At 41.9% G+C, this 20,102-nt stretch carries 16 protein-coding genes and 1 riboswitch; of the genes, 5 read left to right on the top strand and 11 right to left on the bottom strand.

The window, feature by feature from the left end; genetic code table 11:
- Positions 1–67: 67 nt before the first annotated feature.
- Positions 68–517 carry an Lrp/AsnC family transcriptional regulator gene (locus MUO15_RS08530; protein ID WP_305853290.1) on the top strand — a complete coding sequence of 150 codons (450 nt, stop codon included), beginning with the start codon at positions 68–70 and terminating at the stop codon, positions 515–517.
- 129 nt (positions 518–646) lie between these two features.
- Here MUO15_RS08530 and MUO15_RS08535 read toward each other — a convergent pair whose 3' ends face one another.
- From MUO15_RS08535 to MUO15_RS08545, 3 genes are all read right to left on the bottom strand, one after another.
- Entirely contained in the window at positions 647–1,105 is a 459-nt protein-coding gene (locus MUO15_RS08535; RefSeq protein WP_245035131.1) for an NUDIX hydrolase, read from the bottom strand.
- A gap of 126 nt (positions 1,106–1,231) precedes the next feature.
- A complete protein-coding gene (locus MUO15_RS08540) occupies positions 1,232–1,648 on the bottom strand; it encodes a GNAT family N-acetyltransferase (RefSeq protein ID WP_245035132.1) in 417 nt (138 codons plus the stop codon).
- Between the two features lie 318 nt (positions 1,649–1,966).
- Complete coding sequence (locus tag MUO15_RS08545) at positions 1,967–2,374, bottom strand: HIT family protein (RefSeq protein ID WP_245035133.1); 408 nt, start codon at positions 2,372–2,374, stop codon at positions 1,967–1,969.
- Positions 2,375–2,957: 583 nt separating this feature from the next.
- Here MUO15_RS08545 and MUO15_RS08550 point away from each other — a divergent pair.
- Positions 2,958–4,211, top strand: a complete 1,254-nt coding sequence (locus MUO15_RS08550; RefSeq protein ID WP_245035134.1) for a dicarboxylate/amino acid:cation symporter — start codon at positions 2,958–2,960, stop codon at positions 4,209–4,211.
- A gap of 564 nt (positions 4,212–4,775) precedes the next feature.
- Positions 4,776–5,009 (top strand): phosphotransferase, encoded by a 234-nt coding sequence (locus tag MUO15_RS22125; RefSeq protein ID WP_396266329.1) that lies wholly within the window; start codon positions 4,776–4,778, stop codon positions 5,007–5,009.
- Here MUO15_RS22125 and MUO15_RS08555 read toward each other — a convergent pair.
- From MUO15_RS08555 to MUO15_RS08570, 4 genes are read right to left on the bottom strand one after another with little or no spacing between them, the layout of a single operon-like run.
- Positions 4,955–6,232 carry a TIGR02679 family protein gene (locus tag MUO15_RS08555; protein ID WP_245035135.1) on the bottom strand — a complete coding sequence of 426 codons (1,278 nt, stop codon included), beginning with the start codon at positions 6,230–6,232 and terminating at the stop codon, positions 4,955–4,957. The genes MUO15_RS22125 and MUO15_RS08555 overlap by 55 nt on opposite strands.
- 15 nt (positions 6,233–6,247) lie before the next feature.
- Complete coding sequence (locus tag MUO15_RS08560; protein WP_245035136.1) at positions 6,248–10,381, bottom strand: TIGR02680 family protein; 4,134 nt, start codon at positions 10,379–10,381, stop codon at positions 6,248–6,250.
- On the bottom strand, positions 10,381–11,541 hold the full coding sequence (locus MUO15_RS08565) for a TIGR02678 family protein (protein WP_245035137.1): 1,161 nt from the start codon (positions 11,539–11,541) through the stop codon (positions 10,381–10,383). Before MUO15_RS08565 ends, MUO15_RS08560 begins: the two co-directional genes overlap by 1 nt.
- Complete coding sequence (locus MUO15_RS08570) at positions 11,541–13,031, bottom strand: TIGR02677 family protein (RefSeq protein WP_245035138.1); 1,491 nt, start codon at positions 13,029–13,031, stop codon at positions 11,541–11,543. The genes MUO15_RS08565 and MUO15_RS08570 overlap by 1 nt, the downstream gene beginning before the upstream one ends.
- Positions 13,032–13,285: 254 nt before the next feature.
- Here MUO15_RS08570 and MUO15_RS08575 point away from each other — a divergent pair, with 254 nt between their 5' ends.
- A complete protein-coding gene (locus MUO15_RS08575; RefSeq protein WP_245035139.1) occupies positions 13,286–13,771 on the top strand; it encodes a DinB family protein in 486 nt (161 codons plus the stop codon).
- Positions 13,772–13,977: 206 nt separating this feature from the next.
- Here the strand turns inward: MUO15_RS08575 and MUO15_RS08580 are convergent, their stop codons facing one another.
- The 4 genes from MUO15_RS08580 to MUO15_RS08595 form a co-directional block, all read right to left on the bottom strand.
- Positions 13,978–15,333 (bottom strand): GntP family permease, encoded by a 1,356-nt coding sequence (locus MUO15_RS08580; RefSeq protein ID WP_245035140.1) that lies wholly within the window; start codon positions 15,331–15,333, stop codon positions 13,978–13,980.
- A gap of 4 nt (positions 15,334–15,337) precedes the next feature.
- Positions 15,338–16,468: a glycerate kinase gene (locus MUO15_RS08585; RefSeq protein WP_245035141.1), complete on the bottom strand. Its 1,131-nt coding sequence runs from the start codon at positions 16,466–16,468 to the stop codon at positions 15,338–15,340.
- Positions 16,469–16,568: 100 nt separating this feature from the next.
- On the bottom strand, positions 16,569–17,657 hold the full coding sequence (locus tag MUO15_RS08590; RefSeq protein ID WP_245035142.1) for a CdaR family transcriptional regulator: 1,089 nt from the start codon (positions 17,655–17,657) through the stop codon (positions 16,569–16,571).
- Between the two features lie 161 nt (positions 17,658–17,818).
- The gene (locus MUO15_RS08595) at positions 17,819–18,889 is read right to left on the bottom strand and encodes a YkvI family membrane protein (protein WP_245035143.1); all 1,071 of its coding nucleotides are present in this window, start codon (positions 18,887–18,889) and stop codon (positions 17,819–17,821) included.
- Between the two features lie 259 nt (positions 18,890–19,148).
- Positions 19,149–19,257, top strand: a riboswitch (SAM riboswitch).
- A 126-nt stretch (positions 19,258–19,383) separates the two neighbouring features.
- On the opposite strand from MUO15_RS08595, the gene ssuE reads away from it, so the two are divergent.
- Positions 19,384–19,929 carry an NADPH-dependent FMN reductase gene (ssuE, locus tag MUO15_RS08600; protein ID WP_245035144.1) on the top strand — a complete coding sequence of 182 codons (546 nt, stop codon included), beginning with the start codon at positions 19,384–19,386 and terminating at the stop codon, positions 19,927–19,929.
- Positions 19,930–20,102 lie beyond the last annotated feature (173 nt).

Genomic DNA, 20,102 nt, shown 5'->3' on the forward strand with positions numbered 1-20,102 from the left:
CAATGAATCTGGTTAAAAAGATTCTATTGATCATGTTAGGTGGTAACCTATGGAAGATGATTACAAGATGAAAATTGATGATACGGACAAACGCATCCTCGAATTATTAATTGAGGATGGTCGTCTGTCTTATGCCGATATAGGGAAAACCCTTGGGCTCTCCCGTGTTGCCGTACGGTCAAGAGTAACCCAGCTCATCGACTGCGGGGTTATTGAAAGATTTACAGCGGTGGTGAACAGTGAGAAGGTTGGAAAAAAGGTTTCTGCCTTTTTTGAAGTAGATTGCGAACCACGTTCTCTCGTAGAAGTTGCTGAGAATTTAGCCAATAATCCTTATGTGGCAAGCTGTTATCAAATGACAGGACCAAGTACACTGCATATGCACGTACTAGTCAAAGACTTTAAAGAGCTTGAATCATTTATTAATAACGAACTATACGCTCTTGAAGGGATTACGAGGGTTGAAAGCCATACATTGCTCCGTCGTTTTAAAAGCAGGAGCGGCCTGAAGTTATAAAAGTAGGCATTCAACAATTTGCAGATCAAAGGACAAGAGATTCGGCTACTTTCTGAACAACTAAAAGGACAAGACCTCTTGATTTTGAGATCTTGTCCTCTTCAAAAATAACTAGTCTTCCTTCCCAACTTAAATACTGTCATAACGTAAATAATCCTCAATAATCTGGCGATGACTGCCTATCATCTTTTCTGGTAGATCTGCAGGGTTTAGGAAAGAACATTGAATGGATTCCTCGAGGTCAGCCTGTAAACTTCCTCTATAAAATGAAGTAACATAGGCCGTAGTCACAGAATAGAATTCATCACCATTCTTTGCTGTTGTAAAATAGGCTTCTCCAGAATAAACGTTGAGCAGCTTTAAATTACGGACATAGAGTTGGGTTTCTTCAAATACTTCCCTTTTCGCTGCATCTTCTGTTGACTCGCCAAGTTCCATTAATCCTCCAGGGAGCCCCCATGCCCCTTCAGGAAACCGTCTTTGCTGAAGAAGAACTTCTCCCTCATTATTCACGATCACTACTACAGAACCGACAAGAATTAACGGACGGTGTCCAACCATTTTTCTAAGGTCTTCTACATAGCTCATAAACCAATCACCTCGTATGTCGTCATCTCTATTTTAAACTATTATGTAATAATATGATTGGCTCCCGTCGTCCGGCAATACAGATTGTTGGATCTAACCATCTCCCTTTCTTTTAAAGATTAATCTTCACAAACCTTTGACCATTGTATAAAAACTTGACCCTGGCGGATAATCCTTCAATTCACCAACGATTCTGTACCCCTTCGCTTCATAGAAAGCTCTTGCCTGAAATTCAAATGTCGTGATCATTGAATAATCAGCTCCCCTCTTCCTAGCTATAGACTCTACTTTATGAAGTAACTCTGTTCCAATCCCTATCCCACGATACGACTTTGCAAACCAAAAGTCGACAATTTCAAGCCAGTTAGAATAGAGTTCTGCCGACATACCCCCAACCCATTTATTATGTCTATTCATCACAATCATATTAATCGGCTGAGTCGAGTCTTGACGTTTCATAAGACTATGATGCAAAGAAAATTCTTTGTTGTATTCCATAATCTTTTGATGAAGGTACTCCGTGAATTCATTATTTCTTTCCATTACTACTTTCACCTTGTATTTCAACATGTCACCTCTATTTAGCTTGACCTTCCCGACTTCTTCGTCACGAATTATGCCTTAATCATCCTTAACATTCTTCATCCCCTTCTTCTGAATGACTATTCACTCAGCAAATACACACTACTATATTCTAACGAAAGTCGTTTGTAGAAAAAAAGCGAATTTTGCAATTTACTCAATATTATCTATTGTTAAAATTTTACTCACTAAATTATTAACCATTTCTTTATAGAAAAAGACCTTGAGCCCTCTAGCCCGAGATCTTTATAAGAAGCTTATTTTTTTAAAAGTGAAAACTTATTTTGTCATTTTCCGAGCGTTGTTGGACTGTTTAATCCAATAGCGAATTCCTTTACCGGCGTATGGCTCATCTTGATACCTTGGTATAACATGTAAATGGGCATGCGGGATCGATTGTCCCCCCGTTTCACCTGTATTCCAGCCTACACTGTATCCATCTGGGGAATGTAGCTCGTCTAACCTTTCTTTCGCCTTCTTCAACAGTTGTTGTGAATCGGACCACTGCTTAGCCGAAAGATCAAACACCGTTTCTGTATGTGTCTTGGGGATAATTAATCCGCTTCCCTCTAATACATGTTGTTCTGATTCTTTTTGAATAAAATAACATGTTTCGTTTTCAAAAATAATTTGTTGATCTGCATCCCCCTTAAGGTGGCAAAGCGGACAAGTATTTTCCATGTTCATAACAATCACCCTTCTCTATTAAATACCATAATCCATGATTCTCCACTATTATATGATTGTTACAAGTGTACTATTTTAAGGGAAAACCATCTATTCATATGCAAATCATAAATAGATAGTTTTCATAAGAAAAATGTAATTTTATAAGGGAAAATGTAATTTTGGAAATATTTTTGTCTTTATCTAATAGATTAAGTATGGTAAATTATAAAAAGGGAAAGTGTCGACAAGCTATATTTGCAATCAGTATTCTAACATTGTATGATTGCAAACCTATGTGAGTTAATTTGAAAAAGTATTGTTCATTATTTATATATCGTTTATAAGAGTTCATCCTGCAGTGATGATACGCAGAATATATTGGCAGCTGAAAGCCTTCTATTACTTTTATGAGTATAGATGCCAATCCTCGCTGCCCTCATCTACTATATGTTTGTTTTTCCTACACTAGAATCACTAGTCGAAATGGTTTATCTTTAACAAAATATTCAACTTAACTTCATGACACATATAACCAGCTGAGAGACAGTATAATCAGGGTAAGTAAGCGCTCTCATTAAAGATACCGAAGGGGGTAAAATGTATGAAATTAACAGCAAAGATTATGATTGGACTTGTTCTTGGTGCTGTTGTCGGTTTAGCTTTGCATTTCTTAGCTCCGGACTTATTTGATACCTTGGATGCATACGTGTTTGGTCCACTTGGAACACTCTTTCTAAACTTAATTAAGATGCTAGTTGTTCCTATTGTGTTCTTCTCTATCACTTTAGGTGTGGCTGCATTAGGGGATCCAAAAAAGTTAGGGCGCATAGGTGGAAAAACCATTGCATTCTTCTTAGCCACTACCACCATCGCTATCTCGATAGCCATCGGTTTGGCTTACCTTTTCCAACCAGGCAATACTGGGATCGACACAACTGGGGCTGAATACGAAAGTGAGGCAGCTCCATCAGTAGTTGAAACGTTTACAAGTATTATTCCTACGAACCCTATCCAGTCTATGGCTGAAGGAAATATGCTGCAAATTATCGCCTTTTCTATCTTCATTGGATTTGCACTAACTATGCTAGGTAAAAAGGTTGAAGGTGTAACGAAAGTGATTGAACAAGGGAATGAAATTATGATGTTCCTTGTTAATTTAATTATGCGCTTTGCTCCTTATGGCGCCTTTGGTTTACTAGCCTCTGCCATCGGTCAGATGGGACTTGACGGTGCAAAAGCTATGGCAGCCTATATGCTTGTCGTCTTACTTGGATTGTTCCTGCACGCATTTGTCGTCTACGGGGGCGCTGTTTCTTTAATCGGTAAAATGAATCCGATTCGTTTCTTCAAAGGATTCTTCCCAGCAGCAACTGTTGGATTTAGTACATCAAGCAGTAGCTCAACATTACCGGTTTCCATGAAAACGGCGCAAGAAAACTTGGGTGTACCCAAATCGATCAGTGGCTTTGTGCAGCCCTTAGGCGCAACCATAAATATGGACGGTACAGCAATAATGCAAGGGGTTGCAACGATATTCATTGCTCAAGTATACGGCACTGACTTAGCTTTCACTCAACTTATTATGGTTGTCGTTACAGCCGTGTTAGCAAGTATCGGGACTGCAGGTGTACCAGGTGTTGGACTGATTATGCTTGCTATGGTTTTAAATCAAGTATCCCTGCCAGTGGAAGGGATCGCTCTAATTATTGGGATCGACCGTGTACTCGACATGACTCGTACAGCTATCAACATTACAGGTGATGCTGCTTGTGCTGTTGTTGTATCAGAAACAGAGAAGAAACATGGTTTACCTGAAGAAACACCAGAAACGGATATTAGTTACGTTAGCAGCTAAGTACAAAATACGAAGGAGCAGACCATTTAGGTCTGCTCCCTTCTTTTACAAAAAGAGCCTGACCACTATGAATCAAATCGAGCAGCGGACGTTTATCGAACATTATTTATCTGAACAAACCATTAACGACATTCAATTAATTACACAGGCAGGGATAATGATATTTTCATTGTCAATGGTGAGGCCGTTTTCCAAAAACAAGAAAAGTAGCTGCAAATGTTGTTCATGAAACTGAACTCATAAAGCTCTTCACCAACAAATGCCTCTATTAGATGTGCCAAAATATAAACTTTTATATGGAGGGCAAAAGGATCTGGTTTGCGCTTATTATAGAAAAATCCCCGGACAAGCCATAACAAATTACCCATCTTCCCTTATTTGCACAGAAGCAAGTGACAAACTGATTGCTGACTTTTTAACGGAAATCCATTGCATTATTAGTCCGGCTCACCCCTATCTCACTTCAAGGTTTGCTGATTCTCTTACAACTGAGCATTGGAAGCGATTCTATCCCTCGATCGAACACACACTCTTCCCTATTTTAGTGATTTAAAATGAAAAAAAGTGACTGATACTTTTTCTAACTTCTTACAATCCTCCCCCACTTATTGCAGAGCCTTTATACATGGCGATCTAACCGCTTCGAACATTTTGTTTGATGAAGGAAACATTACGGGGATCATCGATTTTTTCCTTCGGATTATTTCATGCCTTATTCAGTTTTGTCCCAGCCTCTTCGTTTATCATGCTCGAAAATCTGCTAAATCTGCAACCATATCACTAACGAGTGCCTCCTGATAACCAGCTTTTTTTGTGAATCTCATTCTGTCCAAAACTGGTTGTAAATAGGCATCGTCAACAGAGGCAAGCCTATTCAACCGCTCCACATTCAAGTGTACTTCAGATAGGGATTTCTCATAGGCATCCACATCCATCCTCCAGTAATGAACGGAGTTTGGATAGCGGTTATAAAGACGTGTCGCCATTCTCACACCTTCTGGATCCAGGTCACTAGAGTAATAGATCATACAACCATTTCGTACAAGCTGATCTAATAATTGAAGGGCTGCCAACTTGAATTGGCCATGAGTACAAATCAACGGTGCGTTCGGTACTTGATCCAGTATACTTGAAAAGACCCCGGAGTTTTCTACAACCCACACGGTTGTACCATCGCTGGCTGGATACACGGAAGTGAGCTGAACAATTTCCCTCAGTGGTACATTCATCACACTGACTGTTTGGGCAGCTGCCTCCCATAATGGATGGACTTCTGCATCTTTTTCAGCTAATAGATTTGCGACCGTTACATAGTTTGTAATGTCATCCCGAAGCAGGTTGTATTTCTGCAGTAGACTATTGATTGCTTCACTATCACTTGGTATCACTACACCATCCGTTACAGCTAGGACATGAATCCATAGCTTTCCTAAGACTGTATTCAAATCGAGAGCATGTGGATCTCCAGTAATTTTTTGGCTAAATACAGGCAGACGTTCGAAACTATTCGGGAGATCGCGGATCGAACGAGTTAAGACAGCTAATTTGCATTCAAATTGGACAGGCTGATCAAGTAATCCGTAAATCCAGTAGCTATCAGGATGCCTTCCTTCCAAATAGCTCATCCATTCCGCGAGTTCCGGAAACTGAGTCGCCCACTTTTCAAGCAGTACTTGTTCTTTATGCTGCTTGGATAGCTTCGCCTCTTTTTTCGAAATTAGGGTGGTTTGAAAAAAGGCTTCCAGTAGTTCCTTTAAAGAGAGTCCTTCAAATTTTGTGTTTTGCAGCTGCTTCTCAAATCGGACCAGGGATACTTTTTTCTGGGATAAAAGCTCCTCCTCCGATTTACCAAAGAATCTAGCGATCGGCTGTACTTCTTTATTTGAGTAGGCGGAAATGTCGACGGCCCCGCCAATCCGTCCTAACGATTCATATTTCTTTTTAAACTGAGCAAACAGCTGTTGAAATCCTGGATCATCTTTAAAGTAATCTAACGCTGCTTTCATGTTTTCACTACTCATCTCACGCTCACCATCTTACGTTAGACTCTCTTCTTGGGCCGGCAGTTCATTTAAAGATAACTGGTGCCCATCCCATTTATAATGAATGACACTTACAAAGCTAGCATTTTTGGGACGAACGAGTTCGTAAATCGATAAAGCGGAAATCGTCTCATAATCTCCCCAAAGCACTTGTGAATTCATCATATAGTCAAATTCGAGGTGTTCGACCACCTCAAACATTTCTTTAATGTTATTTTCATCGACCCCTGCAAAAGCTTCATCCAATGAAATGATGTAAGGAGCAGATGAGGAGGCTTCCTGATACCTTGAGTAACAAGCTGTAAAAAGCGGGATGTACATCGCCATCGCTTTTTCACCACCACTAAATTTATAGAAAGCATTATTCGTTAATTCACGCTTTGGCTCATTTTCCCTGCGATAAGATAAAGCAAAGGAGAACCATTTGCGGTAATCAAGTACTTCCTTCAACATTTGTAATAACGTCTGGCCTTCTCCTTTTTCCTCGATCAGTTCCTTGGCTTTGGCAATTTTTGATCGAAAGTGTGTGGTAATCCGGTTCAAGTCTTCCTCTTTCAATAGCTTCGCATCTTGTTTCAGCAGCTGGACTAAATCTTTCGTATCCATTTCCTCTTCAGAATCTGCTGTTCTTGGGCGCCAATGAATGGAGAAGGATAATCCGGAAGAGGTATCACGGCTTTCCATGAGCCGGTTCATTTTACTTGTCCACTGCTCTGCCCGCCGAATCCGACTCCTTAACTTATTACCTACTGATTTAAATAAAATTTCTTCATAGAGAGCTTGATCCTGCTCGTCCAGTAAACTTTCTTGTCTGGCCTGATCTTGTTCGATTTCTGACTGCACATAGTATGGCGTGACTTGCTGTCCACGGAAGTCCATCTCAATGATTCTTCGCTCACCCTTCTGGATCCATTGATTGATTTGAACAACTTGCGTATCTTCCGTAGCATCGTTCATCCAATCAAGCTTCTGGATAGGAATCGTCATTTCTCTGCCGCGATATTCCATTAAGTCACTTTGCTGCTTATAAAATTCGCGCGTAAGCTGATCTTTCAGTTGACTAAGCACTTTCTCTTTTAACAAATGCCCGTATGATGTCAGAACCGCTTTACTGAGCTGTGCCAGATTTTCCTCTTCTTGATCGATCTGCACTAACCCAAGCTTGAGTTCTGCCTCAAAAGACCCCGCCCATGCTTGACTCATCAATGTCCAGAATTCGGTTTGACTCTGCTGATCGATAAGCTTCTGTTGATCATATTTCCACTGCTCTTCTTTTCGCGGCAATTCCCTGCTCTTATCGCCTAGTACTTTGGTAACGTCAGCTAACTTCTGCTGGACCTCGCGGATTTGCTCGCGAATATCTGCTGCCCCTTCTTGCTCCAACTGAATATCGATCTGTTTGATATTGATAGCAATCCGTTCCAGCTTATCTGTTAAACTATTGACTTCCCCTCGTAATTCATCCACTTCACTTTCTAACTCACGAAGTCTTTCTTGCACGTCATGAAACCGTCGTAAATCATTTACGTGCTGTGTGTGAAAAGTAATGAATTCAAACAGATCTCGTTGGTACCTTGCCATCACCTGTTTTGCTTCAGAATAAGCGTCAAGACAAGCCTCTAAGGAAAATAGGCGACTTTGCTCATCGATAAACCGCTTCGCTTCTTGTAGACGAGTCCACACCGCTTTTACTTCGTTTGATAAAATTTCCACGCGTTCCCTGTGCTGCTCGATAGCAAATTGAGCGGCCTGAATATGTTTGAATCCTTCCTGTAAATCATGATCAGATGGAAAAGCTACAAGTGCCCGCTTCGTCTCCTCAATCGCCTCTAAAGCTTGATTCAAGGCCGCGTTTACTTGATTTATTTCCTCGTGGATCTGCTCTAACTCAAGTGAGATCGATTGAATTTGCTGTTCACGATACCGTTTTCTAGCTGAACGGCCAATGAAGCGAGCATCGACAGGAGGAGCATGTCCTTCGAAAATTCCCAAATGGTAGCTGCCATCCTCACTGATGGAAAAGCCTTCACCTGCCTTGTCGTCAATCACTACACTTCTTAATACTTCATCAATAAAAGCGGCGGAAAGAACACTATTCTCATCCACGTCCGGTTGTAAGTAGTCAGCAAGTGTGTGGGCCATCGTGTTCGGATTTGGCCTAATCATTCGATCATGCTTGATAAGCAAATCTTGATCTGTAAGCAGCGCGTCTAACATGCCGCTTTCAATGAGGACGGATTCCAGTGTCGCGCGTAATTCCTCCGACACATGCTCTTGAAATTCAACCGCACTATAGAATGGAAGAAAAGCGGCTTGTTTATCTCGTAATTGCTGCCTTGCCTCTTTCGTCGATGGATGTGTGTCTGGCTCAGGGTCTTTCTTTTCTTTCCATTCTTTAAGCTCTGCTTCTTTATCCTCAAGCTTTTCATTCAATGTCTTCATTCGAGAACGAAAATCAGCAACTTCTTCACGCCTTTGCTCCGCATAGTGATGGAGTTCCTCTTTGAACGGAGCGACAACCGCTTCATAAGCGTCTGGTTCATACAAACGATACAAAGTTCGAGAAGCATCCTGAAAGGCGCGTTCAGGTACACGTAACCAGTCATACTGCGGGGCCCATGCATGAATTTGTTGAAGCTTTTGTTCCTTATCCTCTTCAAATAGCCTCGCCCATTCCCGCTTTTCTTGATCCTTTTCATCGAGCTTCTTCTGTTCATTGGCCATTTCTCGATTTTTACCTTGGTAAGCCTCTTTCAACCCTTCATAATCACGGAACTTTTCTTCAAGCTTCTCCAGCTGATTCCTATGCTGTTCCGCCTCTTTTTTCCAAACCGAAAAGTCGAAGGTCCTTCCTTCATGTCTTGAGAAATCTTCCACATTCATAGCATGTGAGTGAAATGAGGCTTCCTCAGCATCCTGTTCGAGATCGTTTAGAAAATCATTCATCTCTGATTGTTGATCAGCAATCGTTCCCTCGAGCTCCGCAAGCTCCTGATGATGTGCACGTTCCTTCTTCTTCTGTTCATCAAGCTTTTCTTCCTTTTTACGAACATCATCTTTTACCTGTTGCGATTGTGTTTGCGCTTCCTGCTTCTCTTCTTCCAAATTCCATACTTTATGAGAATGAAGCCGCTGTTTCTGTTTCTCATATGCCTCTTCTTCTTGCTCATGCTGCTGAATTTCCGCTTTTAATCGTCGGATATCTTCGACAAGTGTATCCTGATTTTCTTTTGCCTGCTCGTAAACTTCCTGCTCGTTCTCTACCCGTTTAACGGCTTGCTGATATTCATTCGCATGGTCAGCCAATAGATATTGATTGTATTGATTGTACGATTTATTTAAGCTCTGAATCGCTTCCTGTTCACGGTTCAGCTGTTCGATCTGTTGCTTCGTTTGATCCATTTGCTCAATCGTATCCGATAAATGACGCAAGTCTTCATCAGATAACGGCGGTAAGGCAGCCTCTAAAATCTCATAAATCACCGTTGGCTTAAAGTCTTTCGAAAGCTTAGGGCTTCGGAGCTGAATTAATAATTTAATAAGATCTTCGTAAGCTTCCATTGTTTCAAAACCGAAGATATATTTGTTTACTAAACTCATATATTCCCTTTGAGTCTGAACGACATGACCGCCTTCACCGATAATATTTTCAAGCTCAATCCGGGAACGGGGGATTTTTTGCTTTTCACCAGCATTTCGTTCATATTTAAACAGCTCTAATTCATGCCCAATTCTTCGGTTATCCGTGATCACAAAACCCCAGAACTTCATTTGTTTTTGACGCCTTGCCTGCAGTCCTATACCGATCGTTATATATTGGTCCATGTCTTCACGTTTAAACTCTATGAACAAATATCCCGTTCGCTCATCCCGATTGACTACCTCTTTTTCCCCAAGCAAATAATCCTCCATACGACGGGCTTTCGAGCCAAATGGGTCTAATCGGTCCGGTGACTTTTTTCCATCTAATAAAACAGGGAGAAAACTTTGCATCGTAACAGATTTCCCTGATCCATTACTCCCGCGCAGCAAAAGTTTCCCATTTGCGAAGTCAAACGTCTCATCATCGTAATACCAAAAGTTAAGCAAGCCTGCACGATTCATCATCCATTTATTTGTTCGTTCCATTAGGTGAGGCCCTCCTTTTCAAGATAATCAGCCGGGTATTCCCCAATCAATCGTGCTAGAGCCGGATGCAGGACGATCATGCCTGTTTCTCGCTCCGTACTTGCCATTTCCCACTCTTTTAACACATCATAAACTTCCTGTGCCGTCTGCTTACTCGTTTGTTCCCGATATTTCTTACTCCAACCATGGCTTGATTCATCCTTAATCAAAGTGATCAGATGGTCAAACTCTGAGGATGTTAACAAGATTTGCCCATTTGATTGAATGGTAAAATCGCTAATATGATCACGTAGATAGGCAGTAAAATGGAGCGCAATATCTGTGACTGCCTTCTGATCAGGGAAAAGGGTGTACCGTTGCCGTCGCTCTTGAAGCACTAAGAAGGCAGCATTCTTAAACACTTCTAAGCGAAAAGGGGTATGCTCTTCTAAGTCGTCCCGCAAACGATTGCGGAAATTACGGATATAGGCAAAATCTGCATCCTCCTCACTCTCCCGATGAACAACCGGTGAGAACATTAACTTTCGATAGACTCTTTTTCGGCGAGCATCGGTCTGATGCCGCTCCCATTCACTATCTAGAATTTCTCGCGTTGTCTTGTATTGGAATAAGTCGTCAGGGTAGGATCTCATGAAGTACCTCGCATAAACAGTAACTTCATATAACACCTCTTCTCCCTCATTGTTCGCAAATAAATCCACATCACCATCGACCGTTTTAATGATTCTCAGCTCGACAAGCTGCTTGAGGGCACGAACTAGAGACTTGCGGTGCTGATAGTTCGTCCAATCCAGGGGAAATTCTCCTGGATACAAATCACGGATATCTTCTGTAATATCAGATAACAGGAATTGCTCGTCCACTGATCTCCGCTCTGTAAAAGCTAGTCCGCAGCAAAAAATCGCATAATCCATCGACTGAGAAAATTGCGGCATTCCCATCCACGACTTCGGATCAACAGGAATCTTCTCAAGTTTAATAAAATGCTGATGAACGATTAAATCAAAGCCGAACTTATCAGACACGTATCGTTTGAGCTTGTTTTCCCGTTCACGAATAAGCTGGTAGGCCGCCGGTTCCTCTGAACGCAGCACCCAAAACTGTTCAAACAACTGGCCTAATGCTTCTTGTGCCTTTTCATCAAATAGGGACTCTTCCATTAGCTATTCTCCTTTTCGCCAATAAATTGAAAAGTAGCTTTGGGCATTTCCAGTTCACCGTCTTCTGAGCGCAACACAACCCGTGCCCCTTCCACAAGCTCTACATGAACTCTTCTGCCGTATTCTGTCTTAATTGTTCGATCTTTTCGCGCCATCGCCTTTCCTAACCAAGTCAGGAGAATCTTGCGAACATGTGACTCAACAACTGGCAGGTCCTCCACATGGATCGCATCATGGTTCACATATTTTTCGATAAGCAGCTTCTCCTGCTTTCTTTTTTCTAAATGAATCTGCATCATTTCTTGTTTATCTGAGGTCCGACTTTCAATCGCACCTGCTTTCGTCTTCTCTTGATAGTTCCTTATTCTCGGATTTGTTCGGTGAATCATCGGCTCCTCATCCCATACATCCAAATAAATATCATCAGATGGGATTTGATCACTCCATAAATGTCTAGTATGAAAAACACCAAAAGCGACCGAAGAAAGTTCGTGCGCTTCTTCAATGTTCTCGATCGATGCAAACCAATTGGCCAAATGAAGGTAATCTTTCTTACGGCTGCGGAAATACTGATGTCGCTCCCCTAAACGCTGGACCACTCGAGTGATCCGGCGAATCGTTTCATTTGTGCGCATTTGCAGCATCTCGAATTCACTTTCTCCATGCGAACCACCAAGAAACCATGCCTTCAAACTCCACCATTTCTGCATGTTCTCTTCTAACGGATCTTCATCGCTATCTTCTTCAAAACGAAAGACTTGGTCCTGATGATCAATAACTTGGGTAAAAAAGCCCTGAAGATCATGACGACCAAGTTGTGACAATAAATCTTGGATTTGTAAAACGGTACTTTGTAAGGCGATAATAAAATCACGCAAATACATCGTAAACTGATCCTTATAGACGAGAAAGGCCTCTGTCTGCATACGCTCTTCGACTTCTTCACTATTGATATAAGCAATATAATCCGACGTATTCTGAGTAATTTGTTTAAAGTACGTCATCACGTCCTCAAAAATTTGTGCACACTCTTCATTAGGCTTACTCTCTTTTTGATGAGCAATCGCCTCCACTTGCAGCAATGATTGGTAGATACGGTCAAACTGAGTTTTTTCTAAAGAACCACCGAAATTCTCACCAATTCGTTCCAATTGGACAAGCATCCGCTCAAACTCTACCGTGTAAGGCGTGCACTGGTACCTAAACCGTTTCTTCTTAAATTCCTCAACAGTTCGCGACCTTCCAAGCTCCTGTCGGGCCAGTAAATTCCCCCACTTCACCAGGGCATCCAAATCTTGATGGAGGGCCTCTTCCGTATAATCTTGAAAGTCCGGTGACTCTTTCAGGTGAGCATAAATCTCTTCAGGAAACAGAAACTCCCTCATCCGCTCATGCTGTATATAAAAGTAGCGAAGGATCGCCCGATAACTCCAGGATTTCTCCGCCGTCAAATAAGTTGCCTCTTTCACACGTTTAAATGAATGTACCACCTGGCAGCCTCCATGTATGTCGATATTTCTTTTATTATATCAAAAAGTGTGGTAATTCATAGATTGTAAGGGACCATTCGCTGCAGCTGTTTAGATGTTAATATATTATTTTTGTGGGTTTTTGTGGAAAAGCAGTTTTGAGTTTTGCTGGGGAGGGGTAAGTTCTAGTGAAGTCTATTCGTATGACCCTGAAAGGAAACGCTTTCTTTTTTATGGTAAAATGAAATCACCCCCACATCAGAAAGGATGTCACTATGTACGGATTAGATGACAAAAGACAAGAAATTCTTGGTTTTATTGATGGCATTACAAATGAGCAATCGCAAGTGAAACCTGATGAAGAATCCTGGTCGATGCTAGAAGTACTTGAACACCTTTACTTAATGGAACAACTCGTTATTTATCAAATAGGAAAAGCTCTTAAAGAAGGCGATGACCAGCAAGTAAGTGAGAAACCGATCCACCGTACACCCGACCGCAGCCGTAAAGTTGCTGCACCTGAAGCCGTCCAGCCTAAAGGTGAATTCAAGTCATTGGAGGATGCTAGAAGTGGTTTAGCAAAAAGCAGGGAAGCCACGATGTTTTTGATCCATAATAAAGACGAAGAAACCTTAAAAAACCGTGCTTTCCCTCATCCTGCTTTTGGTGATATGAATCTAGTACAATGGGTTGAATTTATTGGCTGGCACGAGCTTCGTCATCTCGATCAAATGAAAGAAGTAAAAGAAAGCATTTCCTAGCTAAAAGGACCGGCTTATTACAGCCCGGTCCTTCTTAGTGCTATTGTAATTCATAGCCACTTATCGTGGGGAACCTCCGGCAAAGCTCCTAACATTAGCTTAAAGGATAATTGCGCGAAATTCCCGTTAATTGCACAAAACTTCGATTAACTGCACGAAATTTTCAATATATGCATATTTGGGTGCTTATTACACAATTCTATCGATCACACGAAAATAAACCATAGAATAGATGTTACGACAATCGCCACAACCCCTTGCAAAAGCGTTGCCATCGTTTGTGCTTTGTATGCTTGCGTGATCGACATGCCACTGAATTCTTTTACGACCCAGAAATAGCTATCGTTCACATGGGAGACAACCATCGCTCCTGCACCAATAGACATGACGACGAGAGATAACGGAACAGCTCCCTCAATCCCAAGTTGCGGCAGTAACGGGGCAATCAGTGTTGATGTGATTACAATGGCTGCCGTAGAAGACCCTTGGGCACTTTTAAGAGCGGCCGCAATGATAAATGGGATAAAAATAAACAGTGCACCCGTAAACAGCTCGCTTCCTGCCATTCCTTTGATGAGATCAGCAATGTTTGTTGAGCTAATGACTGAGCCAAATGCACCACCAGCCCCTGTGATTAACAGAATCGGCGCCGCTTCCTTTAAAGCAATTCCTATCCAATCTGTTAGTGTTTCCTGATTGAATGTTGGAAGCAATAAGATAGAAAAAAGTACACCCACTAATAAAGCAACAACTGGTGAACCCAGGAAGAGGAAGAAGTCAAATAGGTTTCCCGACCATCCGGCAAAAGTGATGACAGAACTGAATCCAATTAATAGAATAGGCACAACAATCGGTGCGAAAGACTTAAAGGTTGACGGCATTTCACCGAATCCTTTAATGATTTCATCGTAATCATAGTCTTCTTCGTCACCGTCTTCAATTTCAATCTTTGTCCCAGCTTTTATAGCCCAAATATAACCGGTGATGATAACGGGTATGGCCACAATTAATCCAAACAGAATAACCGTACCTAGATAGTCTTCTGCTCCAATGTTTCCAGCGGCCGCGATCGGACCTGGCGTTGGCGGCACAAGGGTATGTGTCGCAAACAAGCCTGTAGAAAGAGCGATCGCCATTGATGCGACAGTCACTCCAGTCTTTTTCGCAAGCGCTTTCTTAAGTGACGATAAAATAACGTAGCCTGAATCGCAAAATACAGGAATACTGACAATACTTCCAATTGCACTCATCGCGAGCTGCGGTCTTTTTTCACCGACCATTCTAAGAACAACCTCCGCCATTCTTAGGGCTGCTCCCGACTTTTCCAAAATAACCCCAATGATCGTACCAAATACGATCACTAGACCAATGCCGCCCATCAGACCACCAAAGCCGCCATTTACTGCCTCAACGACATCAGCCAGGGGCAATCCTGCGAGTATTCCGATAGCAAAAGCGCCAAAAAGTAAAGATAAGAACGGGTGTAGATTAAACTTTGCCGTTGCTAAAATAACGAATAATACCCCTAATACGATCACGAGAATCAATCCTATACCTTCCATGGTCTCACTCCTTCATCAATTTTATAAATAGATGGGTCAATTGCCTGCAAGCCTCATACAAATAACCCTCGCCCTCATTCATGCATTCTGCTAATGTTCTTGGGCCAGGGACGATCGAAAAACAGCCGGAAAACATTTCATTCATTTTTCTTAAGTCACCTTCAAGACTCCCAGATAGTAGAATCGCAGGTTTGCCAAACGTTGTAGCCAGATTAGCCACATAGCCTGGTGCCTTGCCATACAACGTCTGAACATCGCTTTGCCCCTCACCCGTTATTACGAGATCGGCTTGTTGAATGGCGGCCGCAAGCCCAATGGCATCCGAAACAAGCTTCGCACCTGAATGCAGTTCAGCCCCGATCGCTAGGAAGGCAAATCCTAATCCGCCAGCTGCCCCTGCTCCTTCTTCATTAGCAAATTGCCGGTCAGTGGCCTGTTCGATTAGCCTGCCATATTTCCCTAAAGCTTTATCATAGGCTTCGATTTGATCAGAGGTTGCTCCTTTTTGCGGACCATACACGTGACTGGCTCCACGCTCTCCTGTTAACGGATTATCAACATCGCAAGCAACCTTGATCGTGACATCCTTTAACCGAGGATCCACAAAGTTAAGATCAACAGTATCTACCTGGAAGATATCTTTTCCAAAAGGACCCACAGGTTTACCGTTTGCATCGAAGGCTTTCATTCCTAAAGCCTGTAGCATCCCGAGACCGCCGTCGTTTGTCGAGCTGCCGCCAAGACCGATGATAAACTGCTTATTCCCACGGTCTAATGCGTGGAGAATCGCTTCTCCCATTCCATAGGTTGTCGTCAGATCGGGGTTCCTTTTTTCACGTGGAACCATTGGCAAGCCAGAAATGTTCGCCCCCTCAATCACAGCACCTTCATCTTCTATTTCAACGAAACTACTTTCAGAATCATCACCTAAAGGACCGCGGCATGTAAACGAAACACGCTCCCCTTTTGTAGCTTTTAACAAAGCCTCAAGGGTACCCTCTCCACCATCAGCCATCGGTTTAACGATAGTTTCAATGCGAGAATCAACGGAGTGGATCGCTTTTTCCATAGCTTCAGATGCTTGAGCAGATGTGAGACTACCTTTAAATGAATCTGGTGCAAGTACAATTTTCATAAAAAACTCCTTAAACCGTTATTACCTCTATTCAATCGAAAAATGATAGATAAAACAATTGGCCGTCCACACAAAATTTTCTGACTACTGAAAACGTTTTCTAGTGCAAATGCACAATCCCAATTTTCACCAACAAAGCCTGAAGAATAATCGCATCCTTAAATACTCTTGGATCAAGTCCTACTTTTTTATGGACTTGTTCTAAACGATAGACGAGGGTATTTCGATGTATATGCATGTCAGCACTTGTCCTATTCACTTTCAAATTTGAGGCAAAATAACATTCAAGGGTATCCATATAGGCATTTTCAAGCTTTTCAAGGCGAATTTGGTATTCTTTCGTCAACTCTTCAAGTATTGTTGGATCAATGTGATAGAGCAACCGCTTCATTTGAACTTGCTCACTATAGGAAAACTTTTTACGACCTAACTTTATCGCATCAACCGCTTTGAAATACGAACAGCGCAGACCGGCGAGCCCATATTCATGAGTTCCCACACCTATAGACACGTCTGTTGCTTCCAATTTTTTAAAAACCTCTTCCACGACTATGGATGAATTTTTATAAGGGAGGGCAACAATCACCTCTTTCTCTTGATGTGGAACAACAAACAGAGGTTGATAGCCTTGGGTGTTAAGGATTTGCCGCACCCTTTCACTCCATTCAAAATGATTAGTCACCTGAAGAATAACCACCTGCCAGTTGGCTTTCACATCAACGCCCAGCGTATAAGTCGCCTCATTAAGTAAATACTCCTCGTCCATTTTTATCGGATGAAGCAGCTGCTGAACCCAATTATTCCACTGTCTTTCCTGGTAAAAGGCTTGACGCTGAATGTATATTTGCTCAAGAGCAATCTCAACAGACCCCCGCGTCATCCCGGCCGCCTGCATGACATCATTTGGATTTCCTGTCAGACCCACAACTCCTGCTAATGATCCTCTATGAAAAATCGGCAAGTTCACCCCAGGTCTAACATTGGAAAATCGCTCCACGTCATCATCATGTATGATTTGAGCCTCTTGACTGTCAATCACATTCTGCGCCCCTCCATGCAATTGATCAAAACGGGATTCATCGGTGCTGGCTACGATTTTTCCACTCGGGTCCATTAAGTTAATTGGAACATCGATATATTGTGAAAGCCGTGAAATGATTTCTTCTCCAAGTTGCTTTGTAAGCTCCATATCTTTCTCCTCCTTATGCTAGACCTTCTTATTTTAACCTAGTTGGTGATGTGACTTTTCAAGGTAAAAGGAAAGCCAGAGAAACGGTGCCCCGCTACTCTGGCCTTTACCCCTCAAGTTTATAAAGCTTGTTCGAATGTTCACCACTAGCCAACGGCACCCTATTCTTCGCGCAGAACGAGTGCCGATTTTTTCCTAGACTTGATCCAAGAGACAGTTACTGCTGCAATTAACACAAATCCGAGATAGCCCATTAACGGGTAGACTGTGCTGACCAGATCCGTAAATCCTACAAGACTTGCTGCAAACGAGAGAAGTCCGATAACAATGACCGAACCTTTAAACTTGGTGGTGTCAGGTTGTACAAAACGTGCGGTAAAAGAATATAGCATGCCGACTGCAGTATTAAAGACCATCGAGAGCAGAGCGATCGTCATCAGGATACCAACGATAGGTGAAATATCGGAAGCTAACACCAATGTTGGCATGTCAACTCCTTGCAATTGATTGATATTCGCATAGATTCCTAAATTGATGAGAACGACTAAAATACCAAGGCAAATCCCACCGATGACAGCACCCTTGCCAGCCGACTTTTCATCCTTCGTGGTCGCACCGATAAGTGTCATCATCGAAAAGCCGACCGCAATATTGAAGGCAACATATAGCAATGCACTTAGCAGCCAGTTCGAAGCCGCAGATGGTTGTGTTAAAGCAATACTTTCCAATTCTGCTAGATTTGCGTCACTAGTGAAAAAGGAATAAATGGTGATGATGATAATCAACGCTAACATATAGGGACTGATTAAACTAATCACCGAAATCACCTTATCCGTATTAAGACAGAGCGTTAATATCGCTAGAATTACCATAAGGATATTGCCGATAACCGGTGAAGTGCCAAATTGCTGTTCGAATATCGACCCACTCCCAGCTACCATGATCGTGGCCACCCCAAATAAAAAGAATGTCAGTGTAATATCAACTACAGGTCCTAAATATTTACCACAAATGTAGCGAATGACTTTTTTATGAGAAGAGACTTGTAGATTTGCCCCTAGTTGTATAAGTTGCATTCCAATAAAGGCAAACAAAAATATCGTGATCACCGCACCGATAATCCCCCACAGACCAAAGCTTGTAAAAAACTGGACAATTTCCTGTCCTGAAGCAAATCCTGCTCCAATAATAATGCCGACATAAGCACCAGCAATTCGCAGAGTATTTTTCATAGTTGACGTTCTCTCCTTTGAAAGGCCTTACACTAATTATCATGAATTAAGTTTATCAGACTTGTCAATTTTCGACAAAATTAATAAGTCTCGTAATCTATTGGTTTCGAGAGAGATTCTTGTTACATATAAACCCTTGCACTCCTCTTAACTCAACAAGCTACCCCCCTATCTAATAAACGCACTTTTCAGAATTTATTTCAAAATTAACCTTGACATTATTAGGTGACTCATATTAAGATTAGACTCAAATTTAATAAGCTTATCTAGAGAAGCTGAGGGATCTGGCCCTGTGAAGCTTCAGCAACCTCTGACTGTTGTCAGAAAGGTGCTCCGTCCAGCAAGATCTTTATCTTGGGAGATAAGAGCGGCACTTTATAGCTAACCCTCTTTTCTCATTAAAGAAAAGAGGGTTTTTATTGTGATAATGATGATGGCTGTCAGTGAATGAAACGTAAAATAATCCAGCATTTATTAGGAAAGGGAGATGTCATATGAGTGAAATTGTATTATTATCTGGAAGTCCTTCTGAGGAATCAAGGTCAGAGCTTGTACTAAATTATTTAGCACAATTGGTGGATCAGGAGGGACTATCCACAGAGAAGATTTCTGTCCGCAATGTGTCGCCGGAGGACCTATTTTATGCACGCTACGATAGTGAGGCGATTGAGGAAATTGCAACAACGATTCAACAGGCAAAAGGAGTGATTGTTGCTTCCCCTGTATATAAAGCGTCGTACTCTGGAATTCTTAAAGCTTTAATTGATTTACTGCCACAGGATGTGTTAAAGGACACACCAGTCTTCCCTATTATGACCGGCGGCAGCAAGTCTCATTTGCTCGCGATTGAGTATGCGTTAAAACCATTGCTTGCCACGTTAAAAGGGCAAAATTTGAAAGGCGTCTATTTACTTGATCATCAGATCGACAAATCCAACCCGGTACAGCCGATTACGAATGAGGATTGCGACCAACGCTTAAAGAAACAGCTAGTGTATTTCCTTCAGGTTATTAAAAATCAAGTTCCAATAGCTTTTTAACATGTTTGTTTTTTAAAAGTTTGTGGCTATTTAGGGTGATTTTTTGACCTACAGAAAAGGAAAGATTAGCAGTTAGCCGAGGGAAATACGCGAGACTGTGGAAAAGCGGGCCAGTCGAGACCACACAATAAAGGACGAAGAGGGAGTTCGATGGTTCGTCCACGGAAGTTCTG

This window comes from Halobacillus amylolyticus, assembly GCF_022921115.1.
Lineage (GTDB): Bacteria > Bacillota > Bacilli > Bacillales > Halobacillaceae > Halobacillus_A > Halobacillus_A amylolyticus.

What these genes read in the sequence shown, in the direction of transcription:
- MUO15_RS08580 (WP_245035140.1), bottom strand. Translation starts at nt 15,333, where the DNA reads ATGGAAGGTATAGGATTGATTCTCGTGATCGTATTAGGGGTATTATTC.
- MUO15_RS08585 (WP_245035141.1), bottom strand. Translation starts at nt 16,468, where the DNA reads ATGAAAATTGTACTTGCACCAGATTCATTTAAAGGTAGTCTCACATCT.
- MUO15_RS08550 (WP_245035134.1), top strand. Translation starts at nt 2,958, where the DNA reads ATGAAATTAACAGCAAAGATTATGATTGGACTTGTTCTTGGTGCTGTT.
- MUO15_RS08530 (WP_305853290.1), top strand. Translation starts at nt 68, where the DNA reads ATGAAAATTGATGATACGGACAAACGCATCCTCGAATTATTAATTGAG.
- MUO15_RS08555 (WP_245035135.1), bottom strand. Translation starts at nt 6,232, where the DNA reads ATGAGTAGTGAAAACATGAAAGCAGCGTTAGATTACTTTAAAGATGAT.
- MUO15_RS08540 (WP_245035132.1), bottom strand. Translation starts at nt 1,648, where the DNA reads ATGGAAAGAAATAATGAATTCACGGAGTACCTTCATCAAAAGATTATG.
- MUO15_RS08545 (WP_245035133.1), bottom strand. Translation starts at nt 2,374, where the DNA reads ATGAACATGGAAAATACTTGTCCGCTTTGCCACCTTAAGGGGGATGCA.
- MUO15_RS08565 (WP_245035137.1), bottom strand. Translation starts at nt 11,541, where the DNA reads ATGGAAGAGTCCCTATTTGATGAAAAGGCACAAGAAGCATTAGGCCAG.
- MUO15_RS08595 (WP_245035143.1), bottom strand. Translation starts at nt 18,889, where the DNA reads ATGAAAAATACTCTGCGAATTGCTGGTGCTTATGTCGGCATTATTATT.
- MUO15_RS08590 (WP_245035142.1), bottom strand. Translation starts at nt 17,657, where the DNA reads ATGGAGCTTACAAAGCAACTTGGAGAAGAAATCATTTCACGGCTTTCA.
- MUO15_RS08560 (WP_245035136.1), bottom strand. Translation starts at nt 10,381, where the DNA reads ATGGAACGAACAAATAAATGGATGATGAATCGTGCAGGCTTGCTTAAC.
- MUO15_RS08535 (WP_245035131.1), bottom strand. Translation starts at nt 1,105, where the DNA reads ATGAGCTATGTAGAAGACCTTAGAAAAATGGTTGGACACCGTCCGTTA.
- ssuE (WP_245035144.1), top strand. Translation starts at nt 19,384, where the DNA reads ATGAGTGAAATTGTATTATTATCTGGAAGTCCTTCTGAGGAATCAAGG.
- MUO15_RS08575 (WP_245035139.1), top strand. Translation starts at nt 13,286, where the DNA reads ATGTACGGATTAGATGACAAAAGACAAGAAATTCTTGGTTTTATTGAT.